This window comes from uncultured Psychromonas sp., assembly GCF_947489755.1.
Lineage (GTDB): Bacteria > Pseudomonadota > Gammaproteobacteria > Enterobacterales > Psychromonadaceae > Psychromonas.
Genome location: NZ_CANLFB010000023.1, coordinates 35,482 through 61,934 on the forward strand (window position 1 = coordinate 35,482; position 26,453 = coordinate 61,934).

The window sequence follows — 26,453 nt, forward strand, 5'->3', positions numbered from 1 at the left end:
CTTATATTGATGAATTAGTTTATTGGATTTCAACTGAAACAGCAGATCTTGCAATTTGTGCATTACCTTTCACAATATATTGTTTACATTCAGCTGAAACAAAGCAGCTTTCACCTTTTGTAAAGGTCTTTGCTTTTGTACTTTCTGTCAGCACTTTAATGGTTAATTCACCTTCCACAACAAATAGTATTTCCGCACTGTTAACTTCAATTTTGGTTTCAGCTTCATCTAATACCAAAATACTAAACTGGAAATCATTCGCAGGTGTTATGTATATATGTTCTTGATGATTACCTGTTAATGTGGGTGTTAATTTCAACTCTTCAAATGGAATTGCCTCAAATACGGTTGTTCGCATCAACTCGGGTATATCAATGTGTTTAGGCGTTAATCCACCACGTAGTACGTTATCTGAATTAGCCATTAACTCTAACCCAGTCCCTTTTAAGTAAGCATGTGGCGTGCCTGCTTTTAAATACATTGCTTCACCGGGAGCCAGCACCACGTAGTTTAAGATTAATGCTGAAATAATACCGATGTCATTAGGGTAATAGTCATTTAGCGATAACAATAATTGATAAGCACTTAAGTCTTCTTTTAGTAAACCTTGGTGGTTAAGTTGCTGTTTGCAAGCCTGTAAAACTTCAGCGACCAGTTTGCTTTTATCACTGTAGGTTAAAAGACTTTGGTAAAACTGTTTTAATCCTTCAGGCTGAATATTCTTTTTAAACTCAGTAAGTAAAGGTGACAAGCAATCACCAGCAACGCTATCAAACAGGCGAATAATCACATCAAACTCTCTAAAGCCATTTAATGCGTGGTATTCAGTGATAGAGAATACTAATTCTGGTTTATGGTTATCATCTTTGTAGTTACGATGCGCTGCATTTAATGGAATGTTAAGTGCATTTTCACGCTCCCACCCTTCTTCTGCCTGCTGTTTATTGGGGTGGCTTTGAATCGACAACGGTGATTTTGCAGACAGTACTTTAAATAAAAAAGGCAGACGGTTTTGAAAGCGTTCTGCGCATGACACACCTAATACGGATTGCGGCGCAGCAGCAATATATTCATTAAGCGCAATAGTTCCGTCTTCACTATCAATCAAAGATGATGCTTTTGGATGTGCTCCCATCCATAATTCAGCCATTGGTTTATTCTGTGGGTTTTCATAACCGAATAATTCAGTCATGCTTTTTTCACACCCCCACGCGCTATTCATGATGGTATTATCTAATTTGAAAATACTCATTACAGCAGTTCCTTCCACCAACTTTCATTTTCTAAATACCAATTTATGGTTTTACTAATACCTGTTTCAAAAGACTCTACTGGTTTATAACCTAATTCAGTGTTGGTTTTTGTTGCATCTATGGCATAACGCCAATCATGCCCTGCTCGGTCTTCTACAAAAGTAATTAATTCTTCCGCTTTGTTTGCTAACGCTGCTTTAGCAGCAGGGTATTTGACGGATAATTCAAGGTTCTTTTGAAATTGCTCGTTAAGCAATATACACACTAGTTTAACGATATCGATATTGGCCCATTCGTTATGCCCGCCGATATTGTAGTTTTCACCTAAGCGACCTTTGTTTAACACCAACTCAATACCACGTGCGTGATCTTCTACGTATAACCAATCACGAATTTGTTGTCCATCACCGTAAACAGGTAATGGTTTATCAAATAAAATATTCGTAATGATTAATGGGATGAGTTTTTCTGGGAAATGATAAGGCCCGTAGTTATTTGAACAGTTCGATGTCGTCACTTCTAAACCGTAAGTATAGTGATATGCTCTCACTAAGTGATCAGACGCGGCTTTTGAAGCTGAGTAAGGCGAGTTTGGTGCATAAGCGGTTTCTTCAGTAAACGCAGGATCATGTGGGCCTAACTCACCGTACACTTCATCTGTTGATACATGATGGAAGCGATGTTTAAGTGGCTTTTTACCATTTGCTTTAGGCTCATCAATCCATACTTTTTTAGCTGCTTTTAATAAGCTGTATGTCCCAATGATATTAGTTTCAATAAAGGCATCTGGCCCTGTAATAGAACGGTCGACATGAGATTCAGCAGCAAAATGTACTAAGGTATCGATACTATGCTCTGCTAGTAGCGTTTCTACTAATGCGGTATCGCAAATGTCACCGTGCACAAATACAAAGTTAGCGTTATTTTCAACAGACGCTAAACTTTCACGATTACCTGCGTAGGTTAATGCGTCTAACACAACCACTTTATCTTGTGGATTATTTGCAAGCCAATATAAAACGTAGTTTGCACCAATAAATCCAGCGCCGCCTGTTACTAATAAATTTTTGCTCATTATCAATTCCATTATTTTTTGAATTTATATTTTAAACATTAAAAGTGCCATTAAACTTTAATAGATCTACTCAAACTTATTAATGAGATTTGTAATGCTTTAGTTCATCTATCATCGTTGAGAGCTGCTTTCGCCAATGGGTTGTTTCTACGCCACTTATTTGTTCCGCAGTGCTTTTATCAATCACACTAAAGCTAGGTCTAGATGCCGGTGTTGGGTAATCACTCGCAGGGATCGGTTTGATTGGAATCGCCTTTTCTAATAGCCCTTTTTCAATCCCTAGTTCTTGGATCGCGACGGCGAAATCATACCATGAACACACCCCTGCATCCGTCCAATGCAGAGTTAATGCTTGATCACTGTCAGCAGTAGTTTTCTTATTCGACTTATTCTCAGAGTTTGTCACCAGCGCCCATATCATTGCTGCTAAGCCATTTGCCCAAGTAGGTGTACCCACTTGGTCATAGACAATCCCTAATTGGTCTTTTTCGGCCATTAAGCGCAACATAGTTTTGACAAAATTATTACCGTTTACTGAGTAGACCCAAGCAGTACGAATAATCGTCGCTTGTGCACCTAAAATATCATTAATTTTACGATCACCTGCTAATTTTGATGCACCATAAACATTGATTGGATTAACTGAGTCGTTAGTCTGATAAGGAGTTGTTTTAGTGCCATCAAAGACGAAATCTGTTGATACATGAATTAGTTTTGCCGACACCTTTTTACAAGCGAGGGCAAGATACTCACTACCGAGGTCATTAACAGCATAAGCTGTTTCTGTATCAGTTTCAGCTTTATCTACTGCAGTATAAGCCGCCGCATTTATTACAATATCAGGTTGAAACTGTACAATAGTGTCATCAACTTGTTGTTGATTGGTAATATCCAACTCTTGAGACGAATAGCTTAGTATTTCAATACTCTTAGGAACACTATTTTCTAATTCCCAGGCTAACTGTCCGCCCTTCCCTGTAATTAATACTTTCATAACAACCTTACTCATTTTAACTGGGTGCATTCAATGCCATTAATGTTTACTTGTTAAAAGCGATATCAAAAGAGCAAGTCTACCTAAAAAATGAGAACGAGTCACATTCCCTTTACAAAAATAAGATATTTTTTTGTGTATAGAAAGATAATTCAGAGAGCTTAGTATATTAATTGTTCTATCTGGTATCATTTTGTTTTTTTGTTCAAAGGCTTGAAAAGCAATTGCTTGATTAATGACCGCTTGCTGGCTTTTTTTAAATGCTTTTAAATGTTTAAAAAATTGAAAATATAAAGAAAATAAACTTCGTTGTTTAGCACCAATGACATTTGTATGATGTTGACGATACTGAATCAGAGCTTGATCAATAAACACAATCTCGCCACAGCGATGTGCAACTAACGCTAACCACCAATCATGCATATACGCTTTTTCAGGAATGGGTAAGGCTTTATCAATTAATGCGCGGTTAAATAACATAGTGCAACCTGAAATAACGTTCTGTTGACATAGTTGATTAAACTGTAGATGCCACTCTTTGCTGATATTTTTCAGGGTGAAATAGCTGTTACAAATTGGCTTTAAATTTTCATCTACAATTTGTTTATCACTGAAAATTAATAATGGTGTTTGTGGAAGTGAGTTTTTTTCAGCTTGTTTTAGGCGTTTAATGGAGGTTTCTATTTTATGAGGTAACCAAATATCATCTTGATCACACAACATAATGTACTCAGCAGTACTTTGACTTAATCCAAAAGCAAAGTTAGCTTTGGGGCCTTTATTACCACTTGTATTTTCTATCCAAATTATTCTGCTATCTTGTTCGGTTAATATAGCTACTATATTTTGAGTTTCATCTGTAGAACCATCGTCAGTAACAATGATCTTATTCACCCATTTATGATAACCGACATTGTCTTGTATTGATTTTATTTGCTGTGCTAAAAAAGCTTGGCCATTGTAGGTGGCGAGTACGATATCAATCATTTTTTGTATCGATTTTGATATTCAAGGCTAGAATTTGATGCTGACTCTTGCTTCTTACCAAATGAATATTTAAAGACACTTTGCACATGCCAAAAGAAGTATTTGCTTAAAAATTGTTTACTCGAGCAACGTCTGAAATGAACGGCTTTAACGTCTTCAAAATACTCAAGAGCAAAGCCCGCTTTATTGGCTCTAAAACTAAAATCGATATCCTCACAATACATATAATAGCGTTCATCTAAACCATTAAGCTGATTATAAATATCTGCTTTTACAATCATAAACGCGCAACTTGCCCAATACTCTTTATCTGGTGACAAGCCTTTTGTTCGATTTACCATAGTAGAACGGTCATTGAGTAAATAGGTTTTTACAAAACTAGAGAACTTTGGATAAAGTCTAATATTATCGTCATGTACCATTTCTTCTCTATCAAGATATAAATTAGCAACACCTAGGCCAGTGGTACCTTTTTTTAAATGATCAATTAACGTTAATATATTAGACTTGGTAATAAACACATCTGGATTTAACAGTATGAAGTAATCATCTTCTTCCATACCCAGTTCAAATTTACAATGCATGTAATTAGCATTGTTATTCGCAGAAAATCCTTGCTCATTACCATTTGCAATATAATGAGCGCCATATTTGTCACAATATTTTTTTAACTTCCCGACAGGGTCATTATCTCTACACACAACGATTATTTCATCATATTTAGACAATGTTTTAATGGTACCTAAATTGATGATCACATCATGGTGTCGGTGAGAAACAATTGAAATAAATATGCGCATTAGTTATAGGGTCGGAGCGTCAGAGAAGCTTAAACCATTTTCATCTTTTGCAGATAACAATGGTTTTTGATCAGCGTTGATTGGCCATTCGATATTGATTTCAGGATCATCCCATTTGATTGAGACTTCTGCGCTTGGGTTGTAAATGTCTGTACATTTGTATACGAATTCAGCTTCATCAGTTGTGACATAAAAGCCGTGTGCAAAGCCTTCTGGCACCCAAAGTTGACGTTTATTTTCTGCTGAGAGTAAAACACCAACCCATTGACCGAATGAAGGTGAATCTTTGCGCATATCAACTGCGACATCAAATACTTCACCTTTTGTTACACGAACTAATTTACCTTGTGTATTTTCAGTTTGGTAATGTAGACCACGTAAAATACCTTGACTTGATTTACTGTGATTTTCTTGAACAAATTCACGTTCACCGCACTGTTCGTTAAATAACGAAGTACGGAATGTTTCCATAAAGAAACCGCGTTCGTCGCCAAACACTTGTGGTTCAACAATTTTTACATCAGGAATATTTGTTTCTATAAATTTCATATATACACTCAGTTATAAATTAGATAACACTTAATAATATTGAAAATTAACCCTAAAGCCTTCAAACACAGTTAGCTCAAGGTTATGAGCTAGGGTGTACAGAGTCGCTCATGCTTTTGAATCCGAGGCGCTGACTTTAGTCTGCAGGGATTTGTGTGTTGTTTTTTGATTGTTAACTACAAAGTAAAAATCAAAATCAACACATACAAACATTAAACACTGCAAGCTGAAAACAGGACTCGCAGAGCTCCTCTGCTCATGACACTAGGCTGTCGCCTAATTCGCCATGCGCCCCGAAAATAAAACACCGAAATCAATATATGTAAACACTGCAAGCTTTTGAAATCGGGGCGCTGGCTTTAGCCTGCCAGTAAGCGAGTTATCGCATACAACGATTAGCTTCGTTGAGCGAAGCGAACCATGAATAACTAAAACTGTACTACAGTAAAACGACTAAAACCAACACACAAAAAACACTGCAGACTAAAGTCAGCGCCCCTCAAAGATGTTTCGCATTTTACGATATTGTTCGTCATTACTTTATATCAAAAATCGACACCATCCTCATCTCAACATCATTGCGATAGCTATCAAGCATAGCTTGATATTTGGGGCGCTGGCTTTAGTCTGCAGGATCTTGTGTGTTGTTTTTTGATTGTTAACTACAAAGTCAAAAAAACTAACACATGTAAACATTAAAACCTGCAAGCTGAAAACAGGACTCGCAGAGCTCCTCCGCTCATGACACTAGGCTGTCGCCTAATTCGCCATGCGCCCCGAAAATAAAACACCGAAATCAATATATGTAAACACTGCAAGCTTTTGAAATCGGGGCGCTGGCTTTAGCCTGCCAGTAAGCGAGTTATCGCATACAACGATTAGCTTCGTTGAGCGAAGCGAACCATGAATAACTAAAACTGTACTACAGTAAAACGACTAAAACCAACACAAAAAAAACACTGCAGACTAAAGTCAGCGCCCCTCAAAGATGTTTCGCATTTTACGATATTGTTCGTCATTACTTTATATCAAAAATCGACACCATCCTCATCTCAACATCATTGCGATAGCTATCAAGCGTAGCTTGATATTGGGGCGCTGACTTTAGTCTGCAGGATCTTGTGTGTTGTTTTTTGATTGTTAACTACAAAGTCAAAAAAACTAACACATGTAAACATTAAAACCTGCAAGCTGAAAACAGGACTCGCAGAGCTCCTCCGCTCATGACACTAGGCTGTCGCCTAATTCGCCATGCGCCCCGAAAACCAAACACCGAAATCAATACATGTAAACACTGCAAGCTTTGAACTCGCATACTAGCTTTAGCCTGCCAGTATGCAAGTTAACGCATACGACCATTAGCTTCGCAGAGCAAAGCAAATCATAAATGACTGAAACGACACCAAAATACAAAAACTAAAATCAACATACTCTTAAGGTTATCGTTAACTAGGTACTTGGTAGAACTCTACGCTCTAAAAGGCTTAGTAGGTACTCACCGTAGCCTGATTTTTTCAATGGTTCTGCAAGTTTTCTGATACCTTGCTCATCGATGTAACCCATGCGGAAAGCGATTTCACCAGGGCAACATACTTTTAAGCCTTGGCGCTTTTCAATAGCACGAATGTATAAGGCAGCATCTAAAAGGTCATCTAATGTCCCTGTATCTAACCATGCAGTGCCTCGCCCCATTACTTCTACTTTAAGTGTTTCATTAGTAAGGTATTGTGCAATAACGTCGGTAATTTCTAATTCACCACGTGGTGATGGCTTTACATTTTTTGCATATTCAACAACATCAGCGTCGAAAAAGTATAGCCCTGGTACTGCGTATGATGATTTTGGTTTTTCAGGCTTCTCTTCAATTGAGATTGCTTGTCCAGCATCATTAAACTCTACAACACCGTAAGACGCAGGATTAGAAACATAATAACCAAATACTGTTGCGCCTTTTTCTTGTTGATTGGCTCTTTGCAATGATTTTGCTAAATCATGACCATAAAAAAGGTTATCGCCTAAAATTAAGGCAGCTGGACAGCCATCTAAGAAGTCTTCAGCTAATAAGAAAGCTTGTGCCAAGCCATCAGGGCTTGGTTGTACTACATATTCAATTTTAACACCCCATTGTGAACCATCTTTTAATAGTTCTTTAAATCGAGGTAGTTCTGATGGTGTTGAAATAATTAGTATTTCAGTAATGCCAGCCATGAATAAATTAGAAAGCGGGTAATAGATCATAGGTTTGTCATAAACAGGCATCAATTGCTTACTAACAACTTTAGTTAATGGATAGAGCCTTGTACCTGAACCGCCGGCTAAGATAATCCCTTTACGGTTTAATGGGTTCTTATTCATGCTAATTCCTTTTCATATTTACTTTAAAGTTTGATATTTATAATTATAATTATTCGAATTTATTTTAATTCACGAATGGTATTGATAACTATCTTACCGATACCAAAGGCTAAGCTTAATAATAATAAAAATAACGAAATATTATAAAAGACGTCAGGATACTTACTGTCTTGACTCAACGTTGCTTTTTCTACAACGATTAAATATTTTAGTTGACGATAAGCTTCTATTCTTGACTTTTCTAACGAAATCTGTGAAGAAGTGTAAGCCTGCAATGCAAGATCCATTTTTATTTTATAGTCAGTAAATTTAGATAAAAGTTCACTAATAGGCAGCTCATCTAATCCAGATTGAGATAATTTATCTCTTTCTATTTCTAATTGCGCATTGAGTGCTTTTAACTCATTCTGTAACCCTCTCACTTGAGGCGAATTGGCACTCATAATGGCTTTAATCGTTTTTATTTCTGTTTGCTTAACTGCTATCTGACTCTCAAGCGTGTAAGTAATTTGTTGTTTAGCAGTCCCTTCTGCTGTTGGGTCAAGTAGGTTATATTTCTGCTGATAGGTTAATAGATCTTTTTGCGCATCGGCTAAACGTTGTTCTATTAATTTATGTTCTCCTTGCATGAAACTCAATTGTGCATTGGCTAATTGGTGTCCTATTGAGTTAATAAACCATTCCGCTCTTTCTACGACTGTATTCGCTAGTAATTGCGCATATTCACTGTCGAATGCTTGAGCACTAATGGTAATGACACCCGATTTATCATCAATAATAACCTCGACGTGTTCTTGGTAATATTGATCTAACTTTTCTCTCGAATCTGATTCGTGAATTCGACTGAAATAATCTACAAATGATTGAGAGTAATGTTCTCTTAGCGCAATTTTATTATTTAGGTAATCAATCATGTCATTAGAATAAATATAAGCTTTGACTAGTTCCGGATCAGAGCCTCCACCAGAACCACCTAACCCAGTTAATAATGCCATACCAGAATCTAAGGTAGAGGCACTATCCGGCTGTTGAACAATTACTTTTGCTTGGCTTTCAAAACGATTGGTTGCCCAAAGCAGTTGATAAGCAGAAAAAATTAACACCGGAATAATAACGAAAAGCATAAAAGGTGGTAGATTTAACACTTTCGCTAGAAAGCTTTTTTCTATTGTTTTTTGAGGGTTATTACTATTTGGAGTGACTCTTTTTTTATTCACACTTTCATTTTGAGAGGTATTACTTTTAACGTTAATATTCGCATTTTCTTTCTGTTTTTTTAAGTTATTAACTCGTACTAAAATTCTTTCTGATAATTTAGGATCAGACTCCATTAATTCTTCAGCTTTTTTTGTTAAAAAATCGGTGCTATCAAATTCTTCAGCTTTAAGAGATTTTTTTAATTCTTTAAATCGTTGTTCTGGCATAATTTAACATAAAGGCTCAAAGCTGAATGCTTAAAGGCTTGTTATAAAAAAGAAACTATCTACCCCATAGGGTTTCAAGTAATTATTTATCGGCTTATCGCCTGTTTCCAACTCACCTGATAGCAAGCTAGAGCAAAAAAAACGCTTATTAGTACACACATATCTAAAAAGAAATAGCTGACCCCTTCATGGCCATAACTCGGATAAGCGGCATAACGTGTTAATTCGACCGCATGTAATAAAGGGTTCCAATCTAGATAATGCCAATATTGTCTGGGGATATCTTGTAGACTAAAGAAGATGCCAGAAATAAAGAATAACGGGCGAGTTAAAAGCATTTGTACTTTTTTTAATTCAGGAACATAGCAGTATGCTAATCCAAACACAGTACCAAGGCTGGCAGCAAGTAACCAAACTTTAAAGAAGTTCATAATAATTGAGAAAGCATCATGGACATAGATATCGATTCTTAAAACAAAACAAATCAACACAATAGTCAATACAACGAACATTTTAACTAGTAATTCAAAAAAACTAATAGCAATAATTGAACTTATCGGTTGTACTTGCCTAAATGCATATAAAGGTTTGTTTTTTTGAAGAGCTCCGCTTGCAGTGCCTAATGTTTTCAAAAAGAATTGAATTAATATCATGCCATATACCATAAAAAACATGGTTGGCATTCCATGAGTATCTCCTCCGCCAGAAATAATAGTTCGCATTGCAGTCATACCTGCAATCATGATCAATGGCGACACCACAGACCAAATCAAACCAATTTTGTCCGTCGATTGGCTTTTTATTTCTCTTAAAAATATAGCAAATATAACATCGCCCCATACTTTTAGGGTTGAGCGTTTTTTAACTAAAGCCATTAAATTAACTCCCTTATTAAAAAGGAAGTTAGTTTATATTTAACTGTTCTTTGAATAAGCATGATTTAATTGATGGCCACGTTTGCTGCAACGGCAATTTGGTAAACTATTTGGGTAATATCTTTCACTGCTTGCACAATCTTAGTGTCCACTTTAGGTAACACTAGAATTTGATCACCACGTTGTATTTTAAGATGTTTTGCTTCTTCACCTTCTTTAACAAACAGCACGATACCATTAGCACGTACAATTGAGATTCGATCATCTTCAGCTCTATCGGTAAAACCACCCGCCCAAGCGATGTAATCATCGACTGTTGCATTAGGGTTAAACACAACGGCTTGTGGCATTAACACTTCACCACCAATATTGATTAAATCCGTATAGTGCGGGATAACGATTTGATCACCTTTTTCTAATAAAATATTAGCGGTGGTACCGTTGTCAGAAACTATCACTTTACCTAACGGTTTAACCTGTCTTGCCTTTTCAACAAATTGCATCACCATTTCGGCTTCTTTTGCACGAATAGAAGCTTCAGCATCAGAAGATGCTGGTGCAGTAAATACACTTCGCTCCAATCTGTCTAAAGAGTCATCAAGGATTTGCTTTTGACGTTCAGCGACGCTTTTGCGCAGAATATAAATAGACTTGTTATCAGTCAGTTCAGGCACGATTGGAATCGCATTTAATACATCATGCAGACGCGCACTTTTTTTGACGGCGAAATATGATGGACCTAAATAACTGCCTGACACTTGGACGTCAATGACTTGTGCATGTGAGTCGTCGTTAAAGACTAAACTATCGCCATCTTGTAATGTGTAGTTTAAGAAGTCTTTATATTCTAAGTAAACAGAGAAAGGACCTGTTACTCGGTTACCAAACACACCAACATGGCTTATTTTGGCAAGCGGCAAGGCAAATTGAGCAAGCTCACTGCCTTTAGTTTGGATATTTTTTAGTTCGAATCGGAAAGGATTTTTAACACCACCGGCTACATTGACAGCAGATTTTTGTGGTTTAACTAAAATGACGTCTTTATCTTTAAACGTAATATTTGGCAAAGTACCCGTTTGAATGAAAGTATATAAATCGACTTCTTTCAATACTTTGTTATTACGAATAATTTGGATACTACGGTAACTTCCTCGATCAGAGTCAATGCCACCAGCTCGTTTTAAATAATATAACACGCTATCTGATGCCATACCGGCATACTGGCCTGGACGAATAATAGCCCCTGATAAGTACACACTCACAGGTGTTGCTGTTAATAGATTGACATAGACTTCGACGTTATTAGTGTACGTTTGTTTTATTTTAGATTGGACTAATTGATTGATGCTACTTGCAGGAACATCTAAGACGTTAATAGGACCAATATTAGGAATAAATATATTGCCTTGGCTATCAACAGTTGCAACATTCGAGTAAGTGACGGCGCCCCATATCCAAATATTTATTTTATCACCAGCTGCGATCAGGTAGTTTTCGTTTAAGCCATCCACTCGCTCTGTTTCATAGCCACCAGCAAATAAGTTTGCACCGTATGGGGGTGGATTATCTTCACCTGAAGAAGGCAATAATTCACGCACGTCAACCTCACCTGGTAACAACACACCTGAACGAGATTGTTTTTGGTAAGATCCCGTTTCTAAACTTGTCTCGTTATCACTTGCTTCTATTTGCGGTATGCCGTTGCTTGTCCCATTTTGCAGATCAATAGAGCTTGGCTCAAAAGCGGCAAATGCATTAGGCAATAAAAAACAGCTTGAAAGTATGCTTATCGTCGCTATTTTTAGTAAATCCATTTTTAATAAATTCATTTTTTAACTCAATATTGAATAAGTTTGTGGAACTGTAATCGTTTGTTTCTATAGATAACTGTCTATAAAGCCATGTTATCGGCTTATAGAGCAACGTTATTGTTTTATAGAGTGATGCTATTTCTTATAAAGTAAGGTTATCGTCAGACTCGATAATCGCATTTTCTAAAAACCAAGCTTTAGTTAATGTATCGTTTTCTTTATATGTAATTTCACAAGCAATTCTTTTTTTAGACGATACCCCAGATTCTGAGAAGATCATCTTACGGCACGGGTAACCTAACGCAGAGATATAAGCAGGCATCACACTAACCTCATATTTCCCATGTGTTAATTGTGTAGAAAAAGGATCACTTAATATGGTAGAAAAAGTCGCAGGTAATACTTCTAGATTAGGTTTCGCTTCATTTGCACTCACCAGAGGAATAGAGGCATAAACTTCTCTCGGTTTGCTGGTACACGCAGTTAGTGCCAAAACGACTGGTACTAATAAGTATTTATAATGTTTAGAAGATAAAATATTAATCATAATTACAACTCTTAAAATACCTGAAAAAAGATAATTTTTATAAAAAAAGAAGAGGATAGTAACAAAAAGAGACTATTTGGGCAATCCATAAGCGCTTACTTTAAATCGCTTATTTTGTAACAATCTTAAAAAAAATAAACCTTTATCTTTCTTTTCATTTTATCGATAAATAACAACACGTTCGATTTTAATTTAAAATTAAACTAAATACTAAGTGAAACATAAAAAAGCAAAAAAACATCTTTACCATTTTAAAGAATACATGATTAAATTTGTAACCATTAAAAGATCATCGATAATATTTCCTAAATTTACACTCTATTCTCAGGACTATGTGACACTGAGATGGCATTAATATAAAATATCGTATTAATGAGTACCATTTGTTCTTTATTTTAAAATTTCGCTTATTAAAAATTCATTTACAATAGTCTGTAACCCTTATTCACTTTCCATAAAAGTTAACATTCCTATGATCAAACGCACTTTTACTACTCCTTGGCATGACTATGAATTAATCGATGCCGGTAATAACCAAAAGCTTGAGCGTTGGGGAAATGTTTATACAATTCGCCCTGAAATGAATGCTTACTTTGAGCCTGTACTATCAAGAAAAGAATGGCTAGTGAAAGCACACTTTGAATTTATTGAAAGTAGCAGTAGTGCTGGTGAATGGAAGACACTACAAGGTAATTTGGAGCACGATTGGCAGATTAAGTTCAATAACATCACTATTAATTTGCACTTAACCAAGTTTAAACATGTTGGTATCTTTCCTGAACAGCGCGCTAATTGGGATTTTATTGCTGACAACCTTAAGTCTGGTGACCGATTCTTAAACCTCTTTGCTTATACAGGTGTTGCTTCATTAGTCGCCAGAGACCAAGGAGCTGAAGTATTGCATTGTGATTCCGTTAAGCAAATAATTAAATGGGGCAAAGAAAATATGGAGTCATCAGGTTTAACAGACGTACATTGGGTATTAGAAGATGCACTTAAATTTGCTCAACGTGAAATCAAACGAGGGAAACAATACCAAGGTTTGATTATGGATCCCCCCGCTTTTGGCATTGGTGCAAAGAAAGAACGCTGGAAGATTGAAAACAAATTCCCCGAGTTAATAGAAGCAGCCTTAGCATTGCGCGCTAAAGGCGGCTTTATTATTGCCAATACTTATTCCCCTCGCTTAGATGCAGAACGAATCCGTCAAATCACCAGTGATCTATGTAACGGCGAAAAAGTACAAGTCACCACGCTAAGCGTAAAAAGCCAAACCGGTAAGATATTAGACTACGGATTAAGAACTGTTATCACTGGGAACTAGTTTTGGTTTGGAGGGGATCTTACACACTTTGTAAGTAATATTAGTTTCGGGGTGATAAGCGCATGAGAGGGGTCTCTTGTACCTCTTCGATTTTGGTCGCTGGTCGAATTAGTCGACAGCCTAGTATTATGATCGGAAGAGCTCCGCGTTTCATATTTTTATCTTCCTTGTTTTGACCTTTTGTTTTTAGTATTTCATACCTATTGGTTCGCTGAGCTCATCGAGGCTAATAGTCGTATGCGATAACTCGCATACTGGCAGGCTAAAGCCAGCGCCCCTAATATTAGACTTCGTCTAATCGCTGTCGCTATACAATAGATGAGTGTAATGTTTAGAGCTTCACTGCGTTTACTGTTACCAACGTAAACGACGAAACATGTTATGACTTTGGGGCGCGGGCTTTAGCCTGCTTCTTTTTATTATTATGCAATAGAAGTCAGCCATGCTTAGTGCTTCATTGTGTTTACTGTGTTTATTGTTACCAACGTAAACAACGAAACATGTTTTGACTTTGGGGCGCTGGCTTTAGCCTGCTTCTTTTTATTTTTAGTCTTTTTAAGCTGTGATTTCTTTTACTTCTTTAATTCATTCCCCCCACCGTATTCACTCATATATTCCATAAAACCGATGTTGTGCATCTACTAGTTCTGCCTTGTATGCGTTATTTTTTATGTATTCGTAAGTGATTTTGAATTGTACTTCTGTTCTGACTATTTTGTCGTAATAGCTTTTATCCCATAGGGCACCGCTATTATCCAGATATCGATTTATTAGCAGTGAACTACCACCTTTAACGTGTTGCATTATTTGAGTTAAAGGAACTAACTGTTCAAACATTATATGTACATGGTTTGGCATTATTGATACTGCTATCAATTGATATAGATAGTTGTTTTTCGATAATAGATATTGCATGAGCAACTCAATAACGGCTCCGTTTAATATTGCGCCTGTTTTTGAGACGTCTAGTATTTTATCCATTTCGAGTTGCTGTTTAGCTGCACTATCTGTTGTATCGATATTGTTGTGTTGTAGATAATAGATCAAACTTTCTTGTGTTCGAAATGTTACAAACTGAATCGCATTGGGGTGATTAATATGGGATAAGCTTTTAATGTACATAGGCTAACCATTGTTAATGGAGGTTAGAAAATAGTGTAGGTTAGTTTTTGGGATTTTGTGTTAGTTGTTGGTTTAGCGTTCTGCTTTTAACGCAGGTTCACTGTTTATTGACTCGCTTCCTCATCGAGGCTAATAGTCGTATGCGATAGCTCACATACTGGCAGGCTAAAGCCAGCGCCCCTGATATTAGACTTCGTCTAATCGCTATACAATATAGTGAAGAATACTTAGAACTTCACTGTGTTTACTATTACCAACGTAAACGACGGAACATGTTATGACTTTGGGGCGCTGACTTTAGTCTGCAGGGGTTTATGTGTTGATTGTGTGTTTGTATTGAATATTGTAAAAGATAAAACCTAACACAAAAATATCCACAAGCTGAAGCATGCGCCCCGAACTTCGATATCAGTCAGTAAAAAACTAAAGCGCTTTACCGCTTACTAGTATGAATAATTCTGCTGCGCTAATACCGATGAAGATAAAAGCAAGGTATTTCCAAAATTTGATTGGGTCTCTTTCTAGGAGTGACTTTTTAGGTTCTTGGATTGTTTGTCTTTTTTGGATTGCGGTTAATTCTGCAATGAATTCGCTCATGGTGCTGTAGCGTTTATTAGGTTTTGGATCTAACGCGCGCTGTAATACGTTATCAAGTCGGCTTGATAACTCTGAGCGGTGAGTTTGAATAGGTTGGTAAATCCAAGTGTATTGTCTTGCTCTGTCTAATGATTGACCTTGATTGGCAGGGTAAGGTAAATACCCAGATAATAGTTCATAAGCAATAACGGCAATGGAAAATAGGTCAGATAAGGAAGAGCTTTGATTATCGTTTAAGTATTCAGGTGCAATGTAGTCTACCGCCCCTAATGGTTCTTCTTGTTGCTCTTTGACTATTTCTTCAAAGCCGTTAATTTTAACGGTACCAAAGTCGATTAGTTTAATGTCACTCTGATCGGTAATAATAATATTTTCAGGTTTTAAATCTCTATGCACCATACCCGCTCGCTGTAAGACGCGGACTGCATTCACTATTTTTTTAATGATGTCATAGGCTTGATCTAATTCAGGTTTAGGGTTTTCTTGCATCCATTGTCTTAATGACATGCCTTCCACATATTCACATATGTGATATAGAAAAACTGAACCTTTGATATTGTCTGCTATCGACATAACATTAGCATGGTTAATCGATTGCCCTACCCATTGCTCTTTATAAAAGCCTAATAGATAGTTTGCATCCTCTTCAAAATTGAGAGATGGCATTTTCAATACGACTTTGTTTTTTGTGCTTTTATCCGTGGCTAAATAAACATGGCTACGTGCACCTTCATGCAGTATTTTATCTATTTTAAAACAATCAATTTCATTACCGACTTGTAAAGCAGGCGGAATATTCAAACTGCTTAAATGTGAAAATAATTCACCTAAATCGGCTCTAGGTAATGAGGTGACTTTTACAAGTAAACAACTAATATTGTCACTACTGCCCTGTACTAAGGCATCGTCGCAGATTGTTCTAGCAAGTTGCTCAAATTCTTGTGTTGTTGCTTCTTCTGGTAATTTGCTTAGGTAGTCATTTAACGTCTCTTTGCTCAAATAGTCATGTACACCATCACTACTTAACATGAACAAATCCCCCACTTGCAGAGGAATGGTTTGATAGTCGATATCAAGGTGACAATCCATGCCAAGTGCACGTGTTAAGACGGGGTTTTGTTTATAAACAGCACGGCTATGATCATGTGAGAGTTGTTTCAGTTCCTCATCTTGATAACGATAAACACGGCTATCACCGATATGTAAAATATGAGCGGTTGTAGATTTGATAATAACACTGCTGAAAGTGGTGATTAAGCCATTATGTCTAAGGTCGTCTTGGTTATGTTGATATAACCAACTATTCAGGGAATTGAGAACTTTGCTGGCGGATTGTTTAACGTCCCAGCTTTTGTTGGTGCTGTAATAATCAGCAATGAATTGGGTAACACTGGTGTGGCTAGCTTGTTGTCCTTTATCGCTGCAACTTACGCCATCAGCAACACAGGCTACTATCCCTTTCACCTTTTTTTCTGATGCTGAATAAGGGTCTTTTACTGCAAAAGCATCTTGATTGACCGAACGTTTACCAGCGGTGGAATACCCACCAATACAGACTTTCAAGGTTGGCTTTGCTTGTCTCTTATCCATTGATATTTTTTACCTTAAGTTTTTCATCCCTCACTTTATGATGAGGGATGAAAATAGTGTTTTAGTGAGCACCTACATCGATTAAGGTAACACTACCATCTTCGTTTACTTCTGCAATTTTACCTTTAGGTTCAGTCATCAACGATAACGTTAAAAGCCCTAGAAATGCAGTTGCTGCAATCACGTAAAAGAAAATTTGGTAACTAACAAAAGATAACACCGTTAGGTAAACTACCGCACCCACGTTACCGTAAGCACCTGTCATCCCTGCAATTTGTCCTGTCATGCGACGCTTGATCAGTGGAACCGTTGCAAACACAGCCCCTTCACCCGCTTGTACAAAGAAAGAACAAATCATAGCAGCAACAACAGCTACCCATAATGTCCAGCTACTTTCGATTTGCGCCATCAATAAATAACCTAACGCTAAACCCGCCGTTAAAATAAGTAAGGTAGATTTACGACCAAATTTATCTGATAACCAACCGCCACCAGGACGAGACACTAAGTTCATAAAGGCATAAGCTGATGCCACCATACCTGCAACAACCGGTGTTAATTCAAATGTTTCTAGGAAGAATAAAGGTAACATTGAAACAACCGCTAATTCAGAGCCAAACGTAGCAAAATAAAGCACGTTTAGTACTGCGACTTGTTTGAATTTATATTGGTGAAGTTCTGGTACAGGTGTTGTAAAGATTGATTTATTCACTTTCCAAACCTGTGACCATTCGTAAAGATATAGTGCAAATAGTAATGCATAAATAACATAACAAACTGTGTTAGAAATCATACCGACGTTATCAGGTGATAGTTTCCACGCTAGTAATGCTAATGCCGCATACATTGGGATCTTCATAATAAGTAGTAAGAAGAAATCACCTTTTGACGTGACTTCCATTGCGGTTAAGTTAGCAGGTTTGAAGTAAGTCGAACCTTTAGGTGTATCTGTAATGTTTGCGTAAAAAATGAAACCAAATACTAAACTTAGTAGGCCGGTTACAACCATTGCGTAACGCCATCCATCTTCACCACCAAATAATAATGCGAGTGTTGGTAAGCTGAATGCTGCTGCCGCACTACCAAAGTTACCCCAACCACCATAAATACCTTCAGCCGTACCTAGCTCGTTATGTGGGAACCATTCAGAGACTAAACGGATACCGATAACAAAACCTGCACCAATGAAACCTAAAGCAAAACGCGAAATAGCCGCTTGCATAAAGTTTTCAGAAAAGGCGAAAGTGAAACATGGAATTGAACATAAAATAAGTAGAGCAGAATAAACGAGTCTTGGTCCGTATTTATCGGTTAATGAACCAATAATGACACGCGCTGGAATTGTCATTGCAACGTTAAGAATAAGCAGTGTTTTAATTTCTTCAGTGCTTAAACCCAGTGTTTCTTTTACTGATTGTAATAGTGGAGCAAAGTTAAACCAAACGGCAAACGTGATAAAAAAGGCCATCCAACTTAAATGCAGTGTTTTCATTTTTCCTTGGAAAGAAAAAATGTTAAAAGAATTATTACTCATATATATCCTATCTGTCTTTATACAAAATTAACGAACGTAATTGATGCCCAAGCACCTAACAACTAATCAATCTTATTTACTAAAACAAGCTATTCCATGGTGTGAAATAACTTGCTTCTAAAGGAACGTTAAACCGCTTTGTCTACTGTAAATTGACTGTATGCAAAATAGTTTAACGTCATGTGTTGACTGTAATAGATGATTAGCTCGCTTCCTTAAGCTGAACTTGCTCATTTTCAATACGAACATTAAAGGTTTTAATTTTATGTTCTTCCGAATCTAAGCATTCTCCTGTCGCTAAGTTAAAACGTTGTTTATATAAAGGCGATGCAACATAAGTAATGTCTTCTGTTGAACCGATAATGCCGCGAGATAACACATTCGCTTCACCAAATGGGTCAAAATTACCGACGGCATAAACACTGTTCGTTTGTTTACATAAAAAGATCGCAACTTGTTGTTCATTGTATAGCGCACAAATACCTGCATCTGGCGTTAAGTCGTTAATAGGGCAGATATCTGTCCAGTTTGTATTGCTTGATGTCATGTCCATTTTTTTGTCCCTATTAAACCAATTCAGTAATTTCAATTTCTTTTGCTAAAGGGAAGCGTTGGCCCCTTATGATTTTAAAAGCAAGTTTAGAGTCACCTTCATCACTGTTAATGAAGTGTTTAAAGCGTTTCAGTTTTTCAGGACTTTCGATTGTTGTTTTCCATTCACATTGGTAATTTGCAACGTTATTGTCCATTTCTGCTTCTAACTCGGCATTAATGTTCAGTGAGTCATTGATAATGACCTCACGTAGATATTCAATACCCCCTTCTAAGTTTTCTAACCATACTGACGTACGTTGTAAACGGTCAGCGGTACGGATATAGAACATGTAGATGCGGTCAACATAAGTACGGACTTGCTCGTCAGTTAAGTCAGAGGCGAATAAGTCACCGTGACGAGGACGCATACCGCCATTACCACCAAAGTATAAATTCCAACCGCCATCAGTCGCGATTAAACCGAAGTCTTTACCTTGGGCTTCAGCACACTCACGCGTACATCCAGACACACCAAATTTCACTTTATGAGGAGAACGTAAACCTTTGTAACGATTTTCAAGATCAATCGCGAAACCGATGCTGTTTTTAACACCGTAACGACACCAAGTATTACCAACACAAGATTTAACAGTACGTAGCGATTTACCGTAAGCGTGCCCTGTTTCAAAACCCGCATCGACTAGTTTTTTCCAGATAGTAGGTAGTTCGTGTAACTGCGCACCAAATAGATCGACACGCGCACCGCCGGTCACTTTAGTGTAAAGATTAAATTCTTTCGCTACCTGACCAATCACGATTAACCCATCTGGTGTCACTTCACCACCTGGCATACGTGGAACAACCGAATAAGTACCATCTTTTTGCATGTTGCCTAGGTAGTTATCATTAGTATCTTGTAAACCAACATGTGCGTCTTCTAATACATATTCGTTCCAATAAGCCGCAAGTATGTTAGCGACTGCAGGTTTACAGATTTCACAACCAAGACCTGAACCACAATCATCTAATAATGCAGAGAATGTTTTAATTTTTTTAACGCGAATGATATCTGCGAGTTCTTGACGTGAATAAGCAAAATGCTCACAAATATCTTTCTTAACTTCAAACCCAAGACTAGCAAGTTCGCTATCTAATACTTGCTTAGCGAGTGCAGAACAACCACCACAGCCAGTAGCAGCTTTAGTTGATGCTTTAAGCTCTCCCATACTGCAACAACCTGCTGCAACCGCATTTTTAATGTCACCTTTAGAGACATCAAAACACGAACAAATTGCCGCTGTGTCTGGTAATGCATCTACGCCCATACCAGCTGCTTCTTCTCCACCTGAAGAGGGTAAAATCAGCACACTTGGGTTAGCAGGTAGATTCATATCATTAAGTTTTAATTGTAATAGCGTTCCGTAAGCTTCTACGTCACCGACTAATACGGCACCAACCATTTTTGTACCGTCAGCTGACACAATTAAACGCTTGTAAACTTGTTCGATTTCATCGTGATAAGTGTATGACTGTGCACCCGGTGTTTTACCGTGTACTTCACCAATACTGGCTACATCAATACCTAACAACTTCAATTTAGTACTCATATCTGCACCGGTAAATTCAGTTTCTGAATCTCCATGCATGTGTGCTGCAGCGACTTTTGCCATTTGGTAACCAGGCGCAACTAAACCGAATATAAAGTTTTCCCATAAGGCACATTCGCCAATTGCGTAAACATCTTCAACGCCTGTTTCACAATGGTTGTTAATAACAATACCGCCACGCTCACCAATCGGAATACCGGTTTTACGTGCTAACTCATCTTGTGGGCGAATACCCGCAGAAAAGATGATCATGTCTGTTTCTAAATGTGAGCCATCAGCAAAATTCATTCTGTAGCGTGAGGTTTTACCTGCAACGATTTCTGTTGTCGCTTTTTCAGTATGTACATGTACACCTAAATCTTCGATTTTTCGTTTTAGTAATGCGCCGCCGCCATCATCTAACTGAACAGCCATTAAGCGAGGAGCAAATTCAACAATATGTGTTTCAACACCTAAATTAACCAGTGCATTACCTGCTTCAAGCCCTAATAAACCACCACCAATAACGACGCCTGTTTTGCTGGTTTCCCCTGATTTGGTGATGTCTTCTAAATCATCGATAGTACGATATACATGACAATGTTCTTGATCATTACCTGGAATAGGTGGGACAAATGGGTAAGAGCCCGTCGCTAGCACTAGTTTGTCGTAACTTTCTACACGTCCACTGGCTGTAATAACGTTTCTGTTATCAAAATCTAAATCGACTACTTTATCGTTAAGGACAAATTTAATGCCATTTTCTTCGTAATAGGCTGCATCAGTTAATGCGAGGTCTTCGGCTGTTTTGCCTGAAAAGAAATAACTTAATTGGACACGGTCATAGGCAAGGCGAGATTCTTCAGAAAAAGTAATCACCTCGTATTTGGTTTCATCATTACCGATAATTGTATCGATAAATTTATGGCCTACCATGCCGTTTCCAACCACAACAATGCGTTGTTTACTCATAATTGTTACTTCCTTTTAACTTCTATTTTGTAGTGTTCACTTAGATTTACTTAATAAGTGCCTTAAAGTTACTGTTGCAAGACAGAAGCCAATAACAGGGCACGATTAAATAAAAACGAATACATATAAAAAATTCAAAGAGTTACAAGGAATAATTCAAAAAACTTATTCTTTACAGAGTAAATTAACGGCCTCAAATGTTAAAAAAATGTAAACAAATAGTGCGCATTGCTCTTATTTGGTGCGTTTTTTTATATTTAGTGCACTACAATAATTTCATTTCATTTATTACACCTGTAAATTAATTATCTTACTTATTGATTTTAAAGTTAAAATTTATATTTTTTAACCTATTTCAATAATTCCCCCTTACTTGGTGTGCTCTTTGCTCTATATATAGGTATAGATATGGATATTCAAAGAGTAGAGAGAACAACATGACCCAAGAAAAGAGCTTATGGACTAAATCAACCTGCGCATATTGTGGTGTGGGCTGTGGCATTGAAGCAAGTATCGGTGCGAAAGGTGAATTAAGCATTCGCGGTGACAAATCACATCCAGCTAACTATGGAAACCTCTGTTCTAAAGGATTAGCGCTAGGTGAAACCGTTAGCCATGAAGGTAGATTATTACAACCTTCTATTGACGGTATAGAAACAGATTGGCCAAATGCGTTACAACATGTTGCTTCAAAATTCTCGCAAGCGATTGAAGAGCACGGGCCAGATTCAGTGGCTTTTTATGTATCAGGGCAACTGCTCACTGAAGATTATTATGTTGCGAATAAACTGATGAAAGGGTTTATTGGCAGCGGCAATATCGACACTAATTCACGATTATGTATGTCATCAAGTGTTGTTGGTCATAAGCGTGCTTTTGGTAGCGATACGGTACCGGGTTGTTATGAAGATTTTGATACAGCCGAATTGGTGATTATCACAGGGTCTAACCTCGCATGGTGCCATCCAGTTTTATTTCAGCGCTTAAAAGCAGAAAAAGCAAAACGCGATAATCTTTTCATTGTGGTTATCGATCCACGTGAAACAGATACCTGTTCGATTGCCGATTTACATTTAGCTATTCAACCAGAAACTGATGTCGCATTATTTAACGGTTTACTGGCTTACCTTGTTGAACATAAAAAAATTGATAACGATTATATTCAGCAACATAGTGAAGGCTTTGAAGCCGCATTAAAAAGCGCACAAGAAGATATGCCAAGCATTGCTCAATTAGCGACGAACTTAGCGTTAAATGAGCAAGACTTAGCATTGTTTTTCGGGCACTTTGCTAACACCGAAAAAACACTGACTATCTACTCCCAAGGCGTTAACCAATCAACGCAAGGTAGTAATAAAGTAAACAGTATTATTAATTGTCATATCGCCACAGGCAGAATAGGAAAACCCGGAATGGGTCCTTTCTCAATAACAGGGCAACCCAATGCAATGGGCGGTCGAGAAGTCGGTGGACTTGCCAATACGTTAGCAGCACACATGGAGTTTGGTGACCAAAAAGCCAATCAATTAATCAGTGACTTTTGGGAAACAGAGCAGCTAGCCACCAGCCCAGGGTTAAAAGCAGTCGATTTATTTGAAGCAATGAATGAAGGCAAAATAAAAGCCGTTTGGATCATGGCCACTAACCCTGTAGTGAGCTTGCCTAATAGTAATAAAATCATCGAAGCGTTAAAAAAATGCCCTACCGTGGTTGTGTCTGATTGTATGGCTGAAACCGCAACAACTGAATATGCGGATGTATTATTGCCAGCACAAGGTTGGAGCGAAAAATCCGGTACCGTCACCAACTCTGAAAGACGTATTTCAAGACAACGTCGTTTATTACCCAGCCCAGGTGTTGCCAAACCAGATTGGTGGATTATTAGTGAAGTAGCTAAGCAAATGGGATTTGCAAAAGCATTTAATTTTCTTCATGAAGGTGAAGTGTTCTCTGAATTTACAAAAATGACCACGTTAGACAATGAAGATGGGTTATCACGCGACCTTAATTTAATTGGATTAACAACGTTAGATGCAAAAGGATATAGCCGACTAGCACCTCAACAATGGCCAGTGACTGAATTACAAACAGACAATGTACATCAACGCTTATTTGCAGATAAACAATTTTTCACACCTTCTAAGAAAGTCCAATTTATTGCAGTTTCACAGCTAGCAACGAGCATTAATGTGAAAAGCGAGCTGCCTAAACAATCTCAATATCCTTTAATATTAAACAGTGGACGTATTCGTGACCATTGGCATACGATGACTCGCACAGGGTTATCAAGTCGATTAGGGGCACATATTACTGAACCTTTTGTGGCAATACATCCAAATGATGCTGAGAAGCGACAGATCACTGATAACAATTTAGTGGCAATCAACAGCCCTCAAGGTGCGATGTTAGTCAGAGCTTTACTTACTAAGCAGCAAAATAAAGGGCAAATTTTTACGCCAATTCATTGGAATAGCCAAACTGCTAAAAGCGCTAATATTTGTAATTTAGTCAGTGATGATAACGACCCAATTTCTGGTCAGCCTGGGTTTAAATCAACTCAAGTCAATGTTAAAAAATGGCATTACCAAAGTGAAGCCATGTTATTAACTCGTGAGCCTGTTGAGCTTAGTGAGTTTGATTATTGGGTAAAACAGAAAGTTGAAAAAGGGTATTTATATCGTATTGCAGATAACCGCTCTCCTCTAGCCTTGTCGCAAGCATTACAAAGCCTATTACTGAATAAACAAGGTAAAACACTACAATTTTCAAGCACAGATGAATCTAAACAAATGATTCATCGTTATGCTTTTGTACAGAATGCACAGCTTAATAACGCTTATATCACGTCAGAGCAATTAACTACTCAATCATTAGACTGGTTGCAAAGCGTATTAGATTTACCGCTGGATAGTAGTATTGAGCTCACTCTCATTTCAGGAATTGTTGAAGGCAAGCTAGCACAAGGTAAAATTATTTGTGCTTGTAAACAAGTTGGCATCAACACCATAACAGACGCTATTTTAGAAGAAGGTTGCCAAACACTTGAGAGCATCAAACAATGTACTAGCGCAGGAACAGGTTGTGGCAGTTGTTTACCTGAAGTCGAATCAATACTAGCGGATAAAATGGCAGATATAACACAACGAATTGAAGTAGAAGAATTTGTTGCTTAGATTGTTGAATAGTTTTCGGGGATAATTGTTCGGCATAGCTTTTGGGAATTGCTTTTTGGCATAAATTTGGGGAATACCTTCTGACATAGCGTTAAGAATAATTTTTAGGCTAACTTTTTAAATTCGAGTGTTAGCGAACGAGCCTATCAACTTTTAATTAAATACGATGAGTTCAAAATTTTATTCACTTATGCCTCCGAAGATGAGCCTTTGACCTCGGGGCGCTGGCTTTAGCCTGCAGGGGGGTATGTGTTGACTTTGATATTGATATTGATTTTTAGAGTAGAAAATATGGAAGGTAATTTCCATATAACTAAAACCAACACAAACAAGATCTGCAAGCTGAAAACAGGACTCACATAAATCCTCCGCTCATTTCAAGAGACTGCGTCTCATTCGCCATGCGCCCTAACACCAAAACAGTAGGCTGAAAACAGGACTCACATAAATCCTCCGCTCATAACAGTAGGCTTTACCTAATTCCCGATGTGCCGAGTTCAAACCCTTCTAATTTTACAGCTCCGATGATGAGCCTTTGACCTCGAGACTTGATTCAGAACTTTATTCACTTATGCCTCCGAAGATGAGCCTTTGATCTCGGGGCGCTGGCTTTAGCCTGCAGGGGGTTATGTGTTGACCTTGACTTTATTTTGATATTGATATTGATATTGATATTGACTTTTAGAGTAGAAAATATGGAAGGTAATCTTAATATACCTAAAACCAAACACAAACAAGATCTGCAAGCTGAAAACAGGACTCGCAGAGCTCCTCCGCTCATTGCAAGAGACTGCGCCTCATTCGCCATGCGCCCCGAAAGCGAAAACAGCAACATAACAACAGGACTCGCAGAGCTCGTCAGCTCATAACACTAGACTACATGTCATTCACCATGTACCGAGTTCAAACCCCTTCTAATTTTACAGCTCCGATTATGTGCCTTTGACCTCGGGCGCTGGCTTTAGCCTGCAGGGGGTTATGTGTTGATTTTGACTTTGATATTTATTTTTAGAGTAGAAAATATGGAAGGTAATTTTAAAATACCTAAAACCAACAAAAATAAGATCTGCAAGCTGAAAACAGGACTCGCAGAGCTCCTCCGCTCATTACAAGAGACTGCGCCTCATTCGCCATGCGCCCCGAAAGCGAAAACAGCAACATAACAACAGAACTCGCAGGGCTTATCAGCTAATAATACTAGGCTTTACCTCATTCCCCATACGCTCTATAGCCAAAACACTGTAATTTAAAAACAAAAAAAGCGATCAATTGATTAATGCCGATCAGTTAAGAAAATTAGTTGATTTTTAGCTGAAGAAGATCAAAATCCTATGACTCAAAAGGTCATGGG

18 protein-coding genes are annotated in these 26,453 nt (G+C 37.6%); 2 read left to right on the forward strand and 16 right to left on the reverse strand.

What is annotated here, in order from left to right; all coding sequences use genetic code 11:
• Positions 1 to 19 precede the first annotated feature (19 nt).
• The 11 genes from manA to Q0794_RS13220 form a co-directional block, all read right to left on the reverse strand.
• Positions 20 to 1,252, reverse strand: coding sequence for a mannose-6-phosphate isomerase, class I (gene manA / locus Q0794_RS13170; protein WP_298942636.1), 1,233 nt, complete (start codon positions 1,250 to 1,252; stop codon positions 20 to 22).
• Positions 1,252 to 2,328, reverse strand: a complete 1,077-nt coding sequence (rfbB, locus tag Q0794_RS13175; protein WP_298942638.1) for a dTDP-glucose 4,6-dehydratase — start codon at positions 2,326 to 2,328, stop codon at positions 1,252 to 1,254. Before rfbB ends, manA begins: the two co-directional genes overlap by 1 nt.
• Before the next feature lie 79 nt (positions 2,329 to 2,407).
• Positions 2,408 to 3,322 (reverse strand): dTDP-4-dehydrorhamnose reductase, encoded by a 915-nt coding sequence (rfbD, locus tag Q0794_RS13180; protein ID WP_298942640.1) that lies wholly within the window; start codon positions 3,320 to 3,322, stop codon positions 2,408 to 2,410.
• Positions 3,323 to 3,361: 39 nt separating this feature from the next.
• A complete protein-coding gene (locus tag Q0794_RS13185) occupies positions 3,362 to 4,309 on the reverse strand; it encodes a glycosyltransferase family 2 protein (protein WP_298942641.1) in 948 nt (315 codons plus the stop codon).
• The gene (locus Q0794_RS13190; RefSeq protein WP_298942642.1) at positions 4,306 to 5,109 is read right to left on the reverse strand and encodes a hypothetical protein; all 804 of its coding nucleotides are present in this window, start codon (positions 5,107 to 5,109) and stop codon (positions 4,306 to 4,308) included. Before Q0794_RS13190 ends, Q0794_RS13185 begins: the two co-directional genes overlap by 4 nt.
• Before the next feature lie 3 nt (positions 5,110 to 5,112).
• Positions 5,113 to 5,658 (reverse strand): dTDP-4-dehydrorhamnose 3,5-epimerase, encoded by a 546-nt coding sequence (gene rfbC, locus Q0794_RS13195; protein ID WP_298942644.1) that lies wholly within the window; start codon positions 5,656 to 5,658, stop codon positions 5,113 to 5,115.
• A gap of 1,449 nt (positions 5,659 to 7,107) precedes the next feature.
• Positions 7,108 to 8,013, reverse strand: a complete 906-nt coding sequence (gene rfbA / locus Q0794_RS13200) for a glucose-1-phosphate thymidylyltransferase RfbA (protein WP_298942646.1) — start codon at positions 8,011 to 8,013, stop codon at positions 7,108 to 7,110.
• 59 nt (positions 8,014 to 8,072) lie between these two features.
• Entirely contained in the window at positions 8,073 to 9,437 is a 1,365-nt protein-coding gene (locus tag Q0794_RS13205) for a lipopolysaccharide biosynthesis protein (RefSeq protein ID WP_298942648.1), read from the reverse strand.
• 86 nt (positions 9,438 to 9,523) lie between these two features.
• Positions 9,524 to 10,312: an ABC transporter permease gene (locus tag Q0794_RS13210; protein WP_298942650.1), complete on the reverse strand. Its 789-nt coding sequence runs from the start codon at positions 10,310 to 10,312 to the stop codon at positions 9,524 to 9,526.
• Positions 10,313 to 10,377: 65 nt separating this feature from the next.
• Positions 10,378 to 12,141 carry a polysaccharide biosynthesis/export family protein gene (locus Q0794_RS13215; RefSeq protein ID WP_298942652.1) on the reverse strand — a complete coding sequence of 588 codons (1,764 nt, stop codon included), beginning with the start codon at positions 12,139 to 12,141 and terminating at the stop codon, positions 10,378 to 10,380.
• A 124-nt stretch (positions 12,142 to 12,265) separates the two neighbouring features.
• Complete coding sequence (locus Q0794_RS13220; protein WP_298942653.1) at positions 12,266 to 12,670, reverse strand: hypothetical protein; 405 nt, start codon at positions 12,668 to 12,670, stop codon at positions 12,266 to 12,268.
• A 472-nt stretch (positions 12,671 to 13,142) separates the two neighbouring features.
• Between Q0794_RS13220 and Q0794_RS13225 the strand changes: the two genes are divergently transcribed.
• Complete coding sequence (locus Q0794_RS13225) at positions 13,143 to 13,994, forward strand: class I SAM-dependent methyltransferase (protein WP_298942655.1); 852 nt, start codon at positions 13,143 to 13,145, stop codon at positions 13,992 to 13,994.
• Positions 13,995 to 14,597: 603 nt separating this feature from the next.
• Here the strand turns inward: Q0794_RS13225 and Q0794_RS13230 are convergent.
• The 5 genes from Q0794_RS13230 to nirB all read right to left on the reverse strand — a co-directional run bounded on the left by Q0794_RS13230 (position 14,598) and on the right by nirB (position 21,929).
• Positions 14,598 to 15,116 (reverse strand): transposase, encoded by a 519-nt coding sequence (locus tag Q0794_RS13230; protein WP_298942657.1) that lies wholly within the window; start codon positions 15,114 to 15,116, stop codon positions 14,598 to 14,600.
• A 423-nt stretch (positions 15,117 to 15,539) separates the two neighbouring features.
• Positions 15,540 to 17,303, reverse strand: a complete 1,764-nt coding sequence (locus Q0794_RS13235) for a bifunctional protein-serine/threonine kinase/phosphatase (RefSeq protein ID WP_298942659.1) — start codon at positions 17,301 to 17,303, stop codon at positions 15,540 to 15,542.
• 61 nt (positions 17,304 to 17,364) lie between these two features.
• On the reverse strand, positions 17,365 to 18,837 hold the full coding sequence (locus Q0794_RS13240) for a NarK family nitrate/nitrite MFS transporter (protein ID WP_298942661.1): 1,473 nt from the start codon (positions 18,835 to 18,837) through the stop codon (positions 17,365 to 17,367).
• Positions 18,838 to 19,039: 202 nt separating this feature from the next.
• On the reverse strand, positions 19,040 to 19,390 hold the full coding sequence (nirD, locus tag Q0794_RS13245; RefSeq protein WP_366522552.1) for a nitrite reductase small subunit NirD: 351 nt from the start codon (positions 19,388 to 19,390) through the stop codon (positions 19,040 to 19,042).
• Positions 19,391 to 19,403: 13 nt separating this feature from the next.
• Positions 19,404 to 21,929 (reverse strand): nitrite reductase large subunit NirB, encoded by a 2,526-nt coding sequence (nirB, locus tag Q0794_RS13250; RefSeq protein WP_298942663.1) that lies wholly within the window; start codon positions 21,927 to 21,929, stop codon positions 19,404 to 19,406.
• Positions 21,930 to 22,366: 437 nt separating this feature from the next.
• On the opposite strand from nirB, the gene Q0794_RS13255 reads away from it, so the two are divergent.
• A complete protein-coding gene (locus Q0794_RS13255) occupies positions 22,367 to 25,102 on the forward strand; it encodes a nitrate reductase (RefSeq protein WP_298942665.1) in 2,736 nt (911 codons plus the stop codon).
• The last annotated feature ends 1,351 nt before the right edge of the window (positions 25,103 to 26,453 follow it).